Origin of the sequence: Streptomyces tailanensis (assembly GCF_008386495.1) — a bacterium.
Classification (GTDB): domain Bacteria; phylum Actinomycetota; class Actinomycetes; order Streptomycetales; family Streptomycetaceae; genus Streptomyces; species Streptomyces tailanensis.
Window position 1 is genome coordinate 102,459 of record NZ_VTHJ01000025.1, and the last position, 13,506, is coordinate 115,964.

At 69.9% G+C, this 13,506-nt stretch carries 9 protein-coding genes; 3 read left to right on the plus strand and 6 right to left on the minus strand.

Annotation, left to right across the window (positions count from 1 at the left end; all coding sequences use genetic code 11):
- Positions 1–1,316 (minus strand): MFS transporter (locus tag F3T56_RS21500; protein ID WP_149826871.1); only part of this gene is annotated, 1,316 nt, incomplete at its 3' end.
- A 221-nt stretch (positions 1,317–1,537) separates the two neighbouring features.
- Positions 1,538–2,203 (minus strand): TetR/AcrR family transcriptional regulator, encoded by a 666-nt coding sequence (locus F3T56_RS21505; protein ID WP_149826840.1) that lies wholly within the window; start codon positions 2,201–2,203, stop codon positions 1,538–1,540.
- A 163-nt stretch (positions 2,204–2,366) separates the two neighbouring features.
- Between F3T56_RS21505 and F3T56_RS21510 the strand changes: the two genes are divergently transcribed.
- Positions 2,367–3,242, plus strand: coding sequence for a shikimate dehydrogenase (locus F3T56_RS21510; RefSeq protein WP_149826842.1), 876 nt, complete (start codon positions 2,367–2,369; stop codon positions 3,240–3,242).
- 117 nt (positions 3,243–3,359) lie between these two features.
- Complete coding sequence (locus F3T56_RS21515; protein ID WP_149826844.1) at positions 3,360–5,150, plus strand: bifunctional sugar phosphate isomerase/epimerase/4-hydroxyphenylpyruvate dioxygenase family protein; 1,791 nt, start codon at positions 3,360–3,362, stop codon at positions 5,148–5,150.
- A gap of 6 nt (positions 5,151–5,156) precedes the next feature.
- On the opposite strand, the gene F3T56_RS21520 is transcribed toward F3T56_RS21515, so the two are convergent.
- Genes F3T56_RS21520 through F3T56_RS21530 form a run of 3 tightly spaced genes read right to left on the minus strand, consistent with a single transcriptional unit; the run spans position 5,157 to position 11,075 of the window.
- A complete protein-coding gene (locus F3T56_RS21520; RefSeq protein ID WP_149826846.1) occupies positions 5,157–6,581 on the minus strand; it encodes a pentapeptide repeat-containing protein in 1,425 nt (474 codons plus the stop codon).
- A gap of 49 nt (positions 6,582–6,630) precedes the next feature.
- A complete protein-coding gene (locus F3T56_RS21525; RefSeq protein WP_149826848.1) occupies positions 6,631–8,127 on the minus strand; it encodes a hypothetical protein in 1,497 nt (498 codons plus the stop codon).
- 59 nt (positions 8,128–8,186) lie between these two features.
- Complete coding sequence (locus tag F3T56_RS21530; protein ID WP_149826850.1) at positions 8,187–11,075, minus strand: peroxidase family protein; 2,889 nt, start codon at positions 11,073–11,075, stop codon at positions 8,187–8,189.
- Positions 11,076–11,301: 226 nt separating this feature from the next.
- Here F3T56_RS21530 and F3T56_RS21535 point away from each other — a divergent pair, with 226 nt between their 5' ends.
- The gene (locus F3T56_RS21535) at positions 11,302–12,132 is read left to right on the plus strand and encodes a phosphotransferase (RefSeq protein ID WP_149826851.1); all 831 of its coding nucleotides are present in this window, start codon (positions 11,302–11,304) and stop codon (positions 12,130–12,132) included.
- 54 nt (positions 12,133–12,186) lie between these two features.
- Here F3T56_RS21535 and gnd read toward each other — a convergent pair whose 3' ends face one another.
- Positions 12,187–13,065 (minus strand): phosphogluconate dehydrogenase (NAD(+)-dependent, decarboxylating), encoded by an 879-nt coding sequence (gnd, locus tag F3T56_RS21540; RefSeq protein ID WP_149826853.1) that lies wholly within the window; start codon positions 13,063–13,065, stop codon positions 12,187–12,189.
- Positions 13,066–13,506 lie beyond the last annotated feature (441 nt).

Genomic DNA, 13,506 nt, shown 5'->3' on the forward strand with positions numbered 1-13,506 from the left:
TTCTCGCGCGGTGTGCGCTCGCCGAGGAGTTCGGTCGGGAGCTTGTGGGTCTCACGGGCGGTGAGGGCGGCCAGGACCGGCGGGATGCACAGGGCCGTGGTGAAGAGGGCCACGGCGAGCCAGTCGTCGCCGTTCGGGCCGGCGATCTGCGCGGCGAAGGTGACCGCGAAACCGGCGATGGCGAAGCCGATCTGGGTGCCGATGGCCATGCCGGACAGCCGGACCCGGGTGGAGAACATCTCGCCGTAGAAGGAGGGCCAGATGCCGTTCGCCGCGCTGTAGACGACACCGAAGGTGACGATGCCGAGGGTCAGGACCAGCGGGTAGGCGCCGGTGGAGATCGCCCACAGGTAGACGAACATCATCACCGCGCTGCCGGCCGCGCCGATCAGGAACACCGGGCGGCGGCCGATGCGGTCGGAGAGCGTGGCCCACAGCGGGATCGCGCCGAGGGCGACCAGGTTGGCGAGTGCGCCCACCCACAGCATGGAGGAACGGGACAGCCCGACCGACTCGCTCGTGCCGTACGCCAGCGCCCACACGGTGAAGATCGTGGACACCGAGGCGACCAGCGCGCCCGCGATCACCCGGAGCACGTCCGCCCAGTGCTCGCGCATCAGCACGGCCAGCGGCAGCTTGGCGACGCCCTCGGACTTGGTCTGCTGGGTGAAGGCCGGCGTCTCCTCCAGCGTGCGGCGGATGACGTAGCCGACGACGGCGACCGCGATGCTCATCCAGAACGGGACCCGCCAGCCCCAGGACAGCAGCTGGTCCTCGGGGAGCGCGGCGATCGGGATGAAGACCAGGGTGGCGAGCAGCTGCCCGCCCTGCGTACCGCTCAGGGTGAAGCTGGTGAAGAAGCCGCGCCGGTCGGCCGGCGCGTGTTCCAGCGTCATGGAGTTGGCGCTGGCCTGCTCACCGGCCGCCGAGATGCCCTGCAGGACCCGGCAGATCACCAGGAGGACCGGGGCTAGCGTGCCGACCTGGTCACGGGTGGGCAGACAGCCGATCAGGAACGTCGACAGACCCATCAGGATCAGCGTGAAGACCATGATCTTCTTACGGCCCAGCCGGTCGCCGAAGTGACCGAGGAACAGCGCGCCGATCGGCCGCGCCGCGTACGCGACACCGAACGTGGCCAGCGACAGCAGGGTCGCCGTCGCGGGGTCGGACTCGTCGAAGAAGACCGTCGGGAAGATCAGGGCGGCGGCGCTGCCGTAGATGAAGAAGTCGTAGTACTCCAGGGCGCTGCCGATCCAGGCAGCCGTGGCCGCCTTCTTCGGCTGGCCGGGGGGCGCGGCGGGGACGGACGACACGGCGTGCTCCTTCGAGGGGACTCCAACGTAAGTGGAGTGAGCGGAGGGGGAGAAGTGCCGGATCCCGGGGGTGATGGGGCGGCCATGCCGGGGAGATCCCGGATCCCGGTTAATTAACCCACTGGATAGTTAGTAGCGGTTGGGTAGGGATGTTGCGCCCGCGTTTCCCCGGTGTCAAGAGGTCGTGCCGCCGTGAGCCTCAGTCCGCCGCGCGGTCCGCTTCAGTCCGTCGCGCGGTCCGCCGTCAGATAGGCGATGACCATGTCGCCGAGCATCTGGCGGTAGTGCGCGCGCCGGCCGGGATCGACCAGGTCGCGGCCGAAGAGGGCGCCGAAGGTGTGCCGGTTGGAGACCCGGAAGAAGCAGAAGGAACTGATCATCACGTGCAGGTCGACGGCGTCGACGTCGGCCGTGAACAGGCCGGACTTCTGCCCCGACTCCAGGATGCGGCGGATCACGTCCAGGGCCGGCGAGCCGATCTTGCCGAGCTTCTCGGAGGCGGCGATGTGCTCGGCCTCGTGGATGTTCTCGATGCTGACCAGCCGGATGAAGTCCGGGTGTTCCTCATGGTGGTCGAAGGTCAGCTCGGCCAGCCGCCGGATGGCCGCGACCGGGTCCAGATGCTCCACGTCCAGCGCCTGCTCCGCCTCGCGGATCACGCCGTACGCCTGCTCCAGCACGGCGGTGAACAGCTGCTCCTTGCCGCCGAAGTAGTAGTAGATCATCCGCTTCGTGGTGCGGGTCCGGTCGGCGATCTCGTCGACCCGGGCCCCGGCGAACCCGGAACGGGCGAACTCCTTCGTCGCGACGTCGAGGATCTCGGCCTTGGTGCGGGCCGCGTCGCGCAGTCGCCCGTTGGGCCGTGCCGGTTCTTCGACGCTGGTCATGGGGTTCCTTCGGGCGGGTCGGGCGAGTACGGACGAGTGCGGCCGGTGTTCGTGATTCTAGGAGCTGGTGGCCCTGCTCTTCCCTTGGTCCGGGGTCTGCTGCTATCACTAACGTACTAGTTCGTACATTGCGGGAAACATTCAGCTCCGAGGAGGGCCGACCGTGGCCAAGGACTCGTATCTCGTCGGCCTCATCGGTTCCGGTATCGGGCCCTCGCTCAGCCCCGCCCTGCATGAGCGGGAGGCCGACCGGCAGGGCCTGCGCTATCTGTACCGGCTGATCGACATCGACGTCCTCGGTGTCGGGCCGGAGGTGGTGGGCGACCTGCTGCGTGCCGCGCGCGACCTGGGCTTCGACGGGCTGAACATCACCCATCCGTGCAAGCAGCTCGTCATCGAGCACCTTGACGGGCTCGCCCCGCAGGCCGCCGCGCTCGGCGCGGTCAACACCGTCGTCTTCGAGGACGGCCGGGCCATCGGCCACAACACGGACGTCACGGGCTTCGCCGCGTCCTTCGCCCGCGGCCTGCCGGACGCTCCGCTGGAGAACGTGGTGCAGCTGGGCGCCGGGGGTGCGGGTGCGGCTGTCGCCCACGCCACGCTCACGCTCGGTGCGGAGCGGATCACTGTCGTGGATGCGATGCCGGATCGGGCGACGGATCTTGCGGCGGGGCTCAACCGGCATTTCGGTGTCGGCCGCGCGGCCGCCGCTACGCCGGATGCGTTGCCGGTGTTGCTGGGTCGGGCTGATGGTGTTGTTCATGCGACGCCCACCGGGATGGCGGCGCATCCTGGGCTGCCCTTTGCCGCCGAGTTGCTGCGGTCCGAGTTGTGGGTTGCCGAGGTGGTGTATCGGCCGCTTGAGACGGAGTTGCTGCGGGCTGCTCGGGCGGTGGGGTGTGCCACGTTGGATGGGGGAGGGATGGCTGTGTTTCAGGCTGTGGATGCGTTTCGGCTCTTCACGGGGAAGGAGCCGGACGCTTCGCGGATGTTGGCCGACATTGCGGAGTTGGCCGGGGTTGCGGGTGTTCGTAACTAAGCGCCGTTTGGGTTGTCCGGTCTGTCGGCTGCGGGTTGTTTGTGGCTGATCGCGCAGTTCCCCGCGCCCCTGAAGGGCGCGCTGCTGGCACCCTGAGTTTGAAGGAGCACCACCCCTATGCGTACCTCCATCGCCACCGTCTCCCTCAGCGGGTCCCTCACCGAGAAGCTCACCGCTGCCTCTCGGGCCGGGTTCGACGGAGTCGAGATCTTCGAGAACGATCTGCTGGCCAGTCCCCTTCCCCCCGAGGAGATCCGCGCCCGCTGTGCCGACCTCGGGCTGAGTATCGATCTCTATCAGCCGATGCGGGACATCGAGGGCGTGCCGGCGGCGGAGTTCGCGCGGAATCTGCGGCATGCGCGGCACAAGTTCGAGCTGATGCGGCGGCTGGGGGCCGACACCGTGCTGGTGTGCTCCAGTGTTCATCCGCTCGCCGAGGACAACGACGCCCTGGCCGCGCATCAACTGCGCCAACTCGCCGATCTGGCACAGGACTTCGGGATTCGGGTGGCGTACGAGGCGTTGGCGTGGGGGCGGCATGTGAGTACGTACGACCATGCCTGGCGGATCGTCGAGGCCGCTGATCATCCCGCGCTGGGGACCTGTCTCGACAGTTTCCACATCCTCGCCCGGGGATCCGATCCCAAAGGCATCGAGGACATCCCGGGCGAGAAGATCTTCTTCGTCCAGCTGGCCGACGCGCCGTTGATGGCGATGGATGTGCTGCAGTGGAGTCGGCACTATCGCTGTTTCCCGGGGCAGGGCGGCTTCGATGTCGCGGGGCTCGTCAAGCATGTGTTCGCGGCCGGCTACGACGGGCCGCTCTCCCTGGAGGTCTTCAACGACGTCTTCCGGCAGGCCGAGGCCGGCCCCACCGCCGTGGACGCCCATCGCTCGCTGCTGATGCTTCAGGAGTCGGCGGGACTCGCCGCGCTGCCGGAGCCGGTCGTGCCCACGGGCGTGGCCTTCGCCGAGCTCGTCACCCCCGACGCCGACCCGGTGGGTGCGCTGCTCGGGGCGCTCGGGTTCGCCCGCACCGCCCGTCACCGCAGCAAGCCGGTCGATCTGTGGCAGCAGGGGGAGGCCCGGGTCCTGGTCAACACCGGTCCGGCCGCCCGGCGTGACGGTACCCAGCTCGCCGCGATCGGCCTGGAGTCGCCGGACCCGGCCGGTGCCGCCCGTCGCGCCGAGTCCCTGCTCGCCCCGGTGCTGCCGCGTCGTCGCGCCCCCGAGGACGTCGCCCTCGACGCGGTGGCCGCTCCCGACGGCACCGAGCTCTTCTTCTGCGCCACCGACCGGCCCGAACTTCCCAGCTGGACGCATGACTTCGAACCGCTGGACCACCGGGAGCCCGCGCGGCACGTCCACCGCGTCGACCATCTCGCGCTCACCCAGCCCTGGCACCAGTTCGACGAGGCGGCCCTCTTCCACCGCACCGTGCTGGGCCTGCACACGAGCGACAGCGTCGACGTCGCCGACCCCTACGGGCTGTTCCGCAGCCGGCCGGTGACCAACGCCGACGGCAGCGTCCGTATCGCCCTCAGCGTGGGGCCCGCCCCGACCGACGACACCGCCCGCGCCCAGCACATCGCCCTCACCACGGACGACGTGGTCGCCGCCGCGCGTGCCTTCCGCACGGCCGGGGGCCGCCTGCTCGCGGTTCCCGCCAACTACTACGACGACCTGGCCGCACGGTTCGAGTTCGCGGACGGCGAGCTGGAGACGTACCGCGAACTCGGCATCCTCTACGACCGTGACGCGGACGGCGAGTTCCGCCACTGCTACACCGAGACCATCGGGCGCGTCTTCTTCGAACTCGTCCAGCGGGACGCCGACTACAGCGGCTACGGCGCGCAGAACGCCCCCGTGCGGCTCGCCGCCCAGCACGTCCAACGGCCGCTGCGATGACCGGAGTTACTGTCGGCTGACGGTGCGCGTCACACCGGTGACGACCGTCGTCGCCAGGATCCAGCCCGTGATGACGAGGACGTACGACAGCCACTGCGCCCAGCCCTCGGGCGCGTACGTCCGCTCCTGACCGAAGTCGATGATCGGCAGGAGCAGATCGAGGGTGTAGAAGACCGCGTTGAACTTCGGAGCCTCGCCCGCCTTCAACGGGGCCGGGTGGTCCAGCTCGTAGGCGACCGATCCGATAGCGAGAAGCGACAGCAGCCATACGGCGGCCCGCAGCGGGCGGAAGCCGTAGCCGACGGTGGCGTCCTGGGCGTAGCCCCACAGCCGCCCGAACCACGGGAGTGTGGCGCGGCGGCGGCGCTGCTTGGCCAACTGGACGAGCCGGGCCGCGTCGTCGTCGCCGATCCTGCGGTACGCGGCGGTCAACTGCTCGTAGGAGTGCGGGATGAACCCGTCGGTGTCCCGCGCGAGCACGGGCAGCCGGTCCGGGGCCGGGAGATGGGAGAGCAGCGAGGTGTAGGTCAGGTTGTTGAGGCGTACCTGGTCGGGGACCACATCGGGTTCCACGAGCAGCACCTCGATCTGGGAGCGCCGTAAATTGAGAACACCCTCCATGCGCGGGCTGTTGCGCAGCCAGAGCTCTCCTATGACGCAACTGCTCGCCCGCAGCGCCGTACCGCCGGGATTCGCGATGCGCGTGTACGAGAGGTCCAGGCGGCCCGCTATGCGAGCGCCCCGCATCTCCAACCGGCCTTGCACATGCGCGCGCCGTATCTCGACGTCGGCCTCCGCCGTGAGCGTCTCCGCGCTGAGGGCGATGCCGCCGCCGGGTCGCTCGAAGTGTGCTTGGTTGAGGTTGAGCGACCCGGCGACCTTGGCACCGGCCAGCCATACCTCACCGCGCGCCCGTAACCCCGGCGCGCACAACTCCTCGCCGATCTCGGCCTGGTTGAGCCGCAGCGCCGGTTCGCCGTCCGGTGCGGTCACCTCGGTGCGTTCCATGAAGAGGGTCCCGGAGATCTGCGCCCCGGTGAGCCGTACCGGCCCCCGGAACCGGCAGTCCGTCAGCCGCACCCCTCCGTCGACCCGGACCCGCGCCGAACGCAGGCCCGGGAGCACGGACTTGGTGAGATTGAGGTAGCTCAGCTGGGCGCCGGAGAAGTCGGGGGTCTCCTCGAAGTGGCAGTCGCTGAGGCGGATGACGCTGTCGACCGTCGCGTACTTCAGATCCAGGGCGCCGGTGAGCCGTGCGCCCCGGATCTTGAGGGCGGCGACCTCGCCCTCCTGCCGGGGTGCCGTGAGCAGCAGAGTCCGCAGGACGCTCGCCCGCACCGTGCCGGGTTCGGCACCGAAATCCACCGACGCACCCCGGGGAAAGGCCTCCCACACACGTCGTTCCGCCGGGCTCAGATCGTTGATCGTCATCACCCGGGACTCTCACCCGGCACCGTTGTAACTGTCAACCACGCCTTGTCTAGTGGCCCCATGCCTCCCCGTGGGCGCGATGAGCATCCGTCAGGCCGTTCACGAAGAAGCGCTCGTAGTACTCGTTCTCGACGTGATGGATCTGGAGCCAGACGCCGGGGACGTGGATCGCGTCCGTGTGGGCCGGGAAGCGGCCGTGCGTGCGGATGATGTACTCGCAGACGTCCCGCGCGCAGTCGATCACCCGCTGGTCGTACTCGCTGGCCTCGGTGAGATAGCGCTGCCCGTAGTCCTCGCGGTAGATCCGGGTGAAGACGTCCCGGTCGGTGTAGATGCCGTCGCGGCCGAACTTCTTGTCGATGATCTTCCCGACCGCGTCCGACATGGTCGGGTACGCGGGCGGGCACGCGGCGGCGATGAGTGTGGCGCCGTCGGGGGAGCGGAGGCCGACCGGGTGCGAGCGCACGGTGGCGTACTTCGGCAGCGGAATGTGCCAGCGCCACAGGTCGGCGAGTTTCCAACGCGGGGTGACGAAGTCGAAGCCGAGCATCCTGCCGTAGGCCCGGGAGAACTTCGGGTCGCCGAGGGCGATCTGTGGGTGGATGGAGGCGTGGATCCAGGCGCCCAGGCCCATCGCCTCGGCGGTGAGCATCAGGTTCTGCAGCAGCAGGTCCGCCTCGATCTGGGTACGCATGGGCCCGAGGGCCCCGAGCGGCAGCTTCAGGTCCTTGTTGAGGAAGCCGTTCCTGACCCACTTCTTCACCCCGGCCGCGCGGTAGAAGTTGCGGTCGTCCACGAAGGTGGGGCGGGCCCCGTCCGGCTGCGTGAGCAGATACATCAGGGCGTTGACGTACTGGTGGGAGAGGTCGACCACCGGGAACAGCAGGGTGGTTCCGGGCAGGTTGGACAGGAAGCGGTTCGAGTCGAGGTACGCCGGGAAGTCCCGCCCGCCCACCGCGACGTCCAGGCGTTTGTCCAGGACCTTCACCTTGGCCTGGCGCGCCCGCGCCACCAGGGTTTCGGCGTCGAAGGGCTCGTACGGCGCGGGCTCAAGCCTGCGCAGGAAGTAGGTGCCCGTGTCGTTGACGAGGAAGAAGTGGGTGCCCTGCGCGTTGTCGGGGCTCCCGGCGGTGCGGCCCGCCATCGTCAGGTTGGGCTTGGACATGATCGGCGTGCCGTTGTCCGGGTCCTCGAAGGGCCGGTCGGGCATGGTCAGCCCGGTGGAGCCGGTGATCGCGATGAGCACCGCCTCCTCCAGCTCGGACAAGGGCTCCGCCTGGTTGCGGGAGGTGTAGGTCATGGTCCCGGCGGACACGTTGGCGCCCCGGCTGACGCGGTGCGTACGGCGCCGCCACACCGTGCGGAGCAGCGGGCGCCCGAAGAGGTCGGCGAGTCCGGGGTGCGTGGTGGCGGTACCGGTTCCGGTACCGGCCAGGGCCGGCCCTCCGTCGTACGCGGCCCCATCGAACCCGGTCCCGTCGTACGCGGCCCCGCCGAACGGCTCCTCGGCCGCGGGCACACCGGACTGGTTGTCGGTGAATGTCATTCCGTTCCCCCGTTGTGTTCCGGACCCGGGGCCCCCGCCCCGGGTCGTGTGTCACGGCGTCATGGCGAACCGCCGTTGTCGCCGTTGTCCCCGTTGTCGCTCGTCGGCCGCACCGTCCGCCACGGCGCGAACGCGCTCGCCCCGCGGGGCAGCAGCGGCGCCAGCTCCGGGCAGTGGCGCAGGACGACGGAGTTCATGCCGCCCTTCTCGACCCAGTCGATGCCGAGCGGTGTGTAGACCTCCGGCCGGTAGTCGACCGTCAGGAACCGGTCGCTCTGCAGGCGCCGGCTGGCCATCAGGATGAAGATCCGGAACGCGGTGTCGCTGAAGCCGAAGCCCGCCGGCGGGTTCTCCGCGAACAGCCCGACCACCGTGTCGATCTCGTCGACATCGCGGTAGACGTCCTTCAGCCGCGCCAGCGTCTCCGCGTTCTCCGTCAGCTCCTCGAACGAACGGATCCGCCCCTTGTGCAGCCCCGCCCGGAAGTCGTTGTAACGCGGCACGCCCCGCCGGCGCGTCCGCACGAGGTCGACGACCGACAGGTCGACGATCTCCCCGTCACGCTCGAACCGCTGCAGTGCGCGCGGGAAGTTGTGCAGGGTGATCGCGCCCGGGTGGGCGATCCCGAACGAGTACAGCGAGTTCGCCAGCCCCGTCTTGCGGATCTGTGTCTCGGCCGCACCGCCCTGGATGTCCAGGAACCCGACCGTCTCCAGCCGCCGCCCGAACTGGTGCTCGCGCAGCTCGTAGTCGTCCGGGATCAGCGGATGCATGCGGTAGACGGTGACGAAGTCCTCGGTGAGGGAGTACGGCGCCGCGTGGTGGTCCGGCAGTGTCTTCGGGATGCCGGTCAGCGAGTGCGCCTCGAACAGCCAAATGCCCAGCCGGTTGAGCCAGTTCTTCGGCGGGCCGGACCAGTTGGTGCGCAGGGCGACGTCGATCGCCTCGGTGGCGAGGATCGCCGGCGTCCACTCCACGGTGTGGATCTTGGCGATCAGCGCGGACACCACCAGGCGGGCCGTCTGGTAGATCCGCTCCTCGCTCATCGTCGGGTACTCGGCGCGCAGGGCGTCGCACACCGCGTTGTGTTCGCGGGCGAACAGCGTGTGCATCGCGCTGAGCCCCATCCACCAGCTCTCGTTGAACCCGGTGAGCGGAATGCCGTTGCCGCTCACCGGCAAGTGGCCGTCCTCCAGGCGGAGTCTGGCGCTTCCGTCCGGCTCGCGCAGGAAACGGGCGGTCTGCTCGTCCCCGCCGTACACCTCGGAGCCGTCCCACCAGTGCGAGGCGCTGTTGGCGAACAGGATCGGCGGCTCGCCGGGCCGTTCGATGCCCTCGTTCTCCGCGAACCGCATCACGTTCTCGGCCGGCCCGTTCGGTGTGTTCTGCCAGCCGCCGCCGTGACCGGGCGGCAGCGGCACCTCGACGCTGCGGTCGCCGGGCTTGTGGCGGCGATGGTTGACCCAGTCGTGCACCTGGAACTGGATCCACGCCGCCGCCAGCACATTGAGCGAGGTCGCCGGCACGAAGCTCTCGCGGTGCAACAGCTGTTGGCTGACGGTGACCGGGTTCGGCGTGTCGAAGAGGTCCGGCCGGTAGTCGGGTTTCAGGTTCCGCCCGAACGCGGCACCCACGGCCCCCATCTTGGGATCCGACAGATCGTTGTACGTCCCGTCGTACGACCGCTCCGTGCGCAGCCGCTCGGGGATCGGCTCCGGCACGGGCTGGGCCTGCGGCGGCGCCTCGCGCACCTCGGTGTCGATCAGGTTCAGCCGGCGCAGCACCTTCCGCAGGAACACCAGGTTCAGCAGGCTCAGCGACAGCGGCAACCGATGCCAGGGCACGACGCGGTTCAGCAGCCCGATGAGGGCGCCCGTGGGACGGCCGAGCACCCTGTTGCGCAAGGGTTCCTCGGTGACGAAGCGCAGCCCGAGGCGATGGGCGCCGCTCGCCTGGTACCCGGCCTTCCGCGCCCGGTTGATGTTTCCCAGTGGCCGGAAATCGTCGGTCGTGTACCAGGGGTTGAACGTCAGCTCCTCGATCCGCCGCGCCGCCGCCCGTGCCTCGGCGCCGTCCAGCTCCTGGCTCGGGATGGTGAGCCGGGCGATCGGCACCGCCGGCGCCACCGCGTCCTTCCACTCCACCGCCGCGTCCTCGATCGGCGTGCGCCGCTCATCCACGTACCGCTGGACGCACAGATCGAACGCCACATCCGCCTGGCCGAGCCGCCGCGCGAACTCGCGGTGCAGGAGGTCGGGGTCCCGGCGGTCGGGCGAGGGTGCCGACGGCGTACCGGGCGCGGGCCGCAGCAGATAGCGCACGGGCCCCGCCCCACCCCAGAGGATGGCCCCTCGGCTCCAATAGGTCTCGTTGGCAAGGGAGTTGACGGTACGTCGGGTCGCCGCCCGCACATTGCGCCGCATCCGCGTGGCCGTACTCCACCCCACCGCCAACGGCAGCTTCACCAGCAGCCCGAACGCCTTCTGCAACGGACTCCGCGCCCCCGCCATGGCCTTGGCGAACGCCACGAACTCCCGCGCGTCGTTCGCGTGCGAGACCGGGAAACTGGTGGCCAGCAGGTCATGGCTCTCGCCCTCCGACACCCGCACGCGCACGGCCGCGCCCCGCAGGTCGGGCGAACCGTCGCCCTGCCGGATACCGCTCGCGTTCGACAGCCGTACCGTCGCCGGATAGTCGGCGCCGGGCTGCGCGAAACCGATCCGCAGTGCCTCGGGGAGGTCGTCGTGGAAGCGCAGCCGCGCGTTCTCGACCGCCACCGGGGCCTTCGCGTGGAACGCCCGCGTGATCCCGCCGCCCCCGGCACGCCGGTTCCTGGCCTGGACCTTCATCAGCTCCCGGGCCAACCGCTCGAAGACGAGCCGCTCGGCCTCGGGGCTGCCGCCTTCGTACCGCTCGTACTGCTGATGGTGCTGCCCGGTCTCGGCCATCGGCTCGTTTCCTTCGTACGGACGCGTACGGATGCGTACGGGATGCATACGGGACAGGGGCCGCACGCTACCGGCGGCAGGGTTCGGCCACAGCGACAGTTCACGCCATGTACACATCTGACAATAATGAGGATGACCCTCGCAATCCGGCATGTCGTGGGAGTGTTCGAACGGGTGTTGGATCCGTCGTGCAAGTCAGGAGCTCGCCGGGGGTAGCGTGCTCGGCATGACGGCTGCGGGCGAGGCAAGAGGCGATGCGCCGAACGGGGAAGCACTGGTCGGCGGCACGGTGAACGCCGGGGCGGTCTTCCGGCAGGGTTCCGTGGTCGACCGCCCGGCGCCGCGCACCGCGCCCGCCCTCCACACCCACCTCCGCGCGCTGCGGCGGCATGGCTTCGAAGGAGCCCCGCTTCCCGTCCGCCTCACCTCGGACGGCCGTGAGCAGCTGACCTTCGTGCCCGGTGAGGTGGCGCTGCCGCCGTTCCCCTCCTGGGCGTTGACGGAGCCGGCGCTCGCGTCCGTGGGGAAGCTGCTGCGACGCCTGCACGAGGCGAGCGCCGCCGTCCCCGTGGACACCCGGGCGGACTGGCCCCGGGACCTGGCCGACCCGGAGGGCGGAACGCTGCTGTGCCACAACGACGTCTGCCCCGACAACGTCGTCTTCCGCGACGGCCGCGCCGTCACCCTCATCGACTTCGACCTCGCGGCACCGGGCCGCCCCCTCTGGGACGTCGCGATGGCGGCCCGCTACTGGATCCCGATGCTGGACCCCGCGTCGGCGGCGGCCCTCTATCCGGGCGGCCCGCTGGACGTACCGCTCCGACTACGCGTCCTCGCCGACAGCTACGGCCTCTCCGCACGGGAACGCGTGGAGCTGCCCCACGTCGTCGAACAGGCCACGGAGGTCTGCCGGTCCTTCGTCGCCGCCCGCGTGGCCGAGGGCGACACCGTCTACCGCCGGATGCTGGCGGAGCGCGGCGGCTGGGACCGCTGGGCCCGGATCCAGCGTTGGCTGACCAGGGAGCGGCGCACTTTCACCGCCGTGCTCCAGCCCTGAAGACCTTCCCCGCGCCCCTTCAGGTGCGCGGGGAACCGCGCGAGCAACCAGGCCCTACTCCCTGGACTCGACCGCGTGGCCGCCGAACTGGTTGCGGAGGGCGGCGATCATCTTCATCTGGGGGGAGTCGTCCTGCCGGGAGGCGAAGCGGGCGAACAGCGACGCCGTGATCGCCGGCAGCGGCACCGCGTGGTCGATGGCGGCCTCGACCGTCCACCGCCCCTCACCCGAGTCCTCCGCGTACCCGCGCAGCTTCTTCAAGTGCTCGTCCTGGTCAAGGGCATTGACGGCGAGGTCGAGCAGCCAGGACCGGATGACCGTCCCCTCCTGCCAGGACCGGAACACCTCGCGGACGTCCGTGACGGACTCCACGGTCTCCAGCAGCTCCCACCCCTCGGCGTACGCCTGCATCATGGCGTACTCGATGCCGTTGTGGACCATCTTCGAGAAGTGCCCGGCACCGACCTTGCCGGCGTGGACATAGCCGTACGGCCCCTCCGGTTTGAGCGCCTCGAAGATCGGCTGGAGCCGCTCGACGTGCTCCTTGTCGCCGCCGACCATCAGGGCGTAGCCGTTCTGGAGGCCCCACACACCACCGGAGACGCCCGCGTCGACGAAGCCGATGCCCTGCGCGCCCAGCTCGGCCGCGTGCTTCTCGTCGTCCGTCCAGCGGGAGTTGCCGCCGTCGACGACCGTGTCGCCGGGGGAGAGCAGGCCGGCCAGCTCGTCGACGACGGACTGCGTGGCGGCGCCCGCCGGGACCATCACCCACACCACCCGCGGGCCGTCGAGACCCGCCACCAACTCGGCCAGGCTCCCCACGTCGGAGACGTCGGGGTTGCGGTCGTAGCCGACGACGGTGTGGCCGGCGCGGCGGATCCGCTCGCGCATGTTGCCGCCCATCTTGCCGAGGCCAATGAGTCCCAGCTGCATGTCGGTTCACCTGTTTCTTGCGAGGAGGCCCCGGCGTTCACGCCGGGGAGGAATCGTATTCGGGTGCCGCGACGTGGAGCGTCGCCGTATCCGGTTCAGGGTGCGGAGCGCCCGTACGGCTGTCAGGCGCCGCCGGGGTGATGTGAACGGGTGTTCCCGCGGTCGCTGGTTGGGGTGGTGGCTATGGGATCGGGGTACATGCGTGCGGCGGTCGTACATATGGTCCTTCGAAGAGTTCGGGATTTCGTGGTGTCCCGGCCGGGGGCTGTGAGGGGGCGAGATGGCGCAGGTGGGGGCGGCTGCGGAGGCCGGGTGTGCCCGTTACACCTACCGGCTGCGTGTGTCGTCCGCTGCCCGCACGGCCCTGGCGGCGGAGTGGGACCGGTGCCGGTGGGTGTGGAACGGTGCGACACGAGGTCGCTCCAATCAAGTGGGGGCAAC

Coding starts and splice junctions, on each gene's coding strand:
- F3T56_RS21505 (WP_149826840.1), bottom strand. CDS start 2,203: ATGACCAGCGTCGAAGAACCGGCACGGCCCAACGGGCGACTGCGCGAC.
- F3T56_RS21515 (WP_149826844.1), top strand. CDS start 3,360: ATGCGTACCTCCATCGCCACCGTCTCCCTCAGCGGGTCCCTCACCGAG.
- F3T56_RS21520 (WP_149826846.1), bottom strand. CDS start 6,581: ATGACGATCAACGATCTGAGCCCGGCGGAACGACGTGTGTGGGAGGCC.
- F3T56_RS21525 (WP_149826848.1), bottom strand. CDS start 8,127: ATGACATTCACCGACAACCAGTCCGGTGTGCCCGCGGCCGAGGAGCCG.
- F3T56_RS21530 (WP_149826850.1), bottom strand. CDS start 11,075: ATGGCCGAGACCGGGCAGCACCATCAGCAGTACGAGCGGTACGAAGGC.
- F3T56_RS21535 (WP_149826851.1), top strand. CDS start 11,302: ATGACGGCTGCGGGCGAGGCAAGAGGCGATGCGCCGAACGGGGAAGCA.
- gnd (WP_149826853.1), bottom strand. CDS start 13,065: ATGCAGCTGGGACTCATTGGCCTCGGCAAGATGGGCGGCAACATGCGC.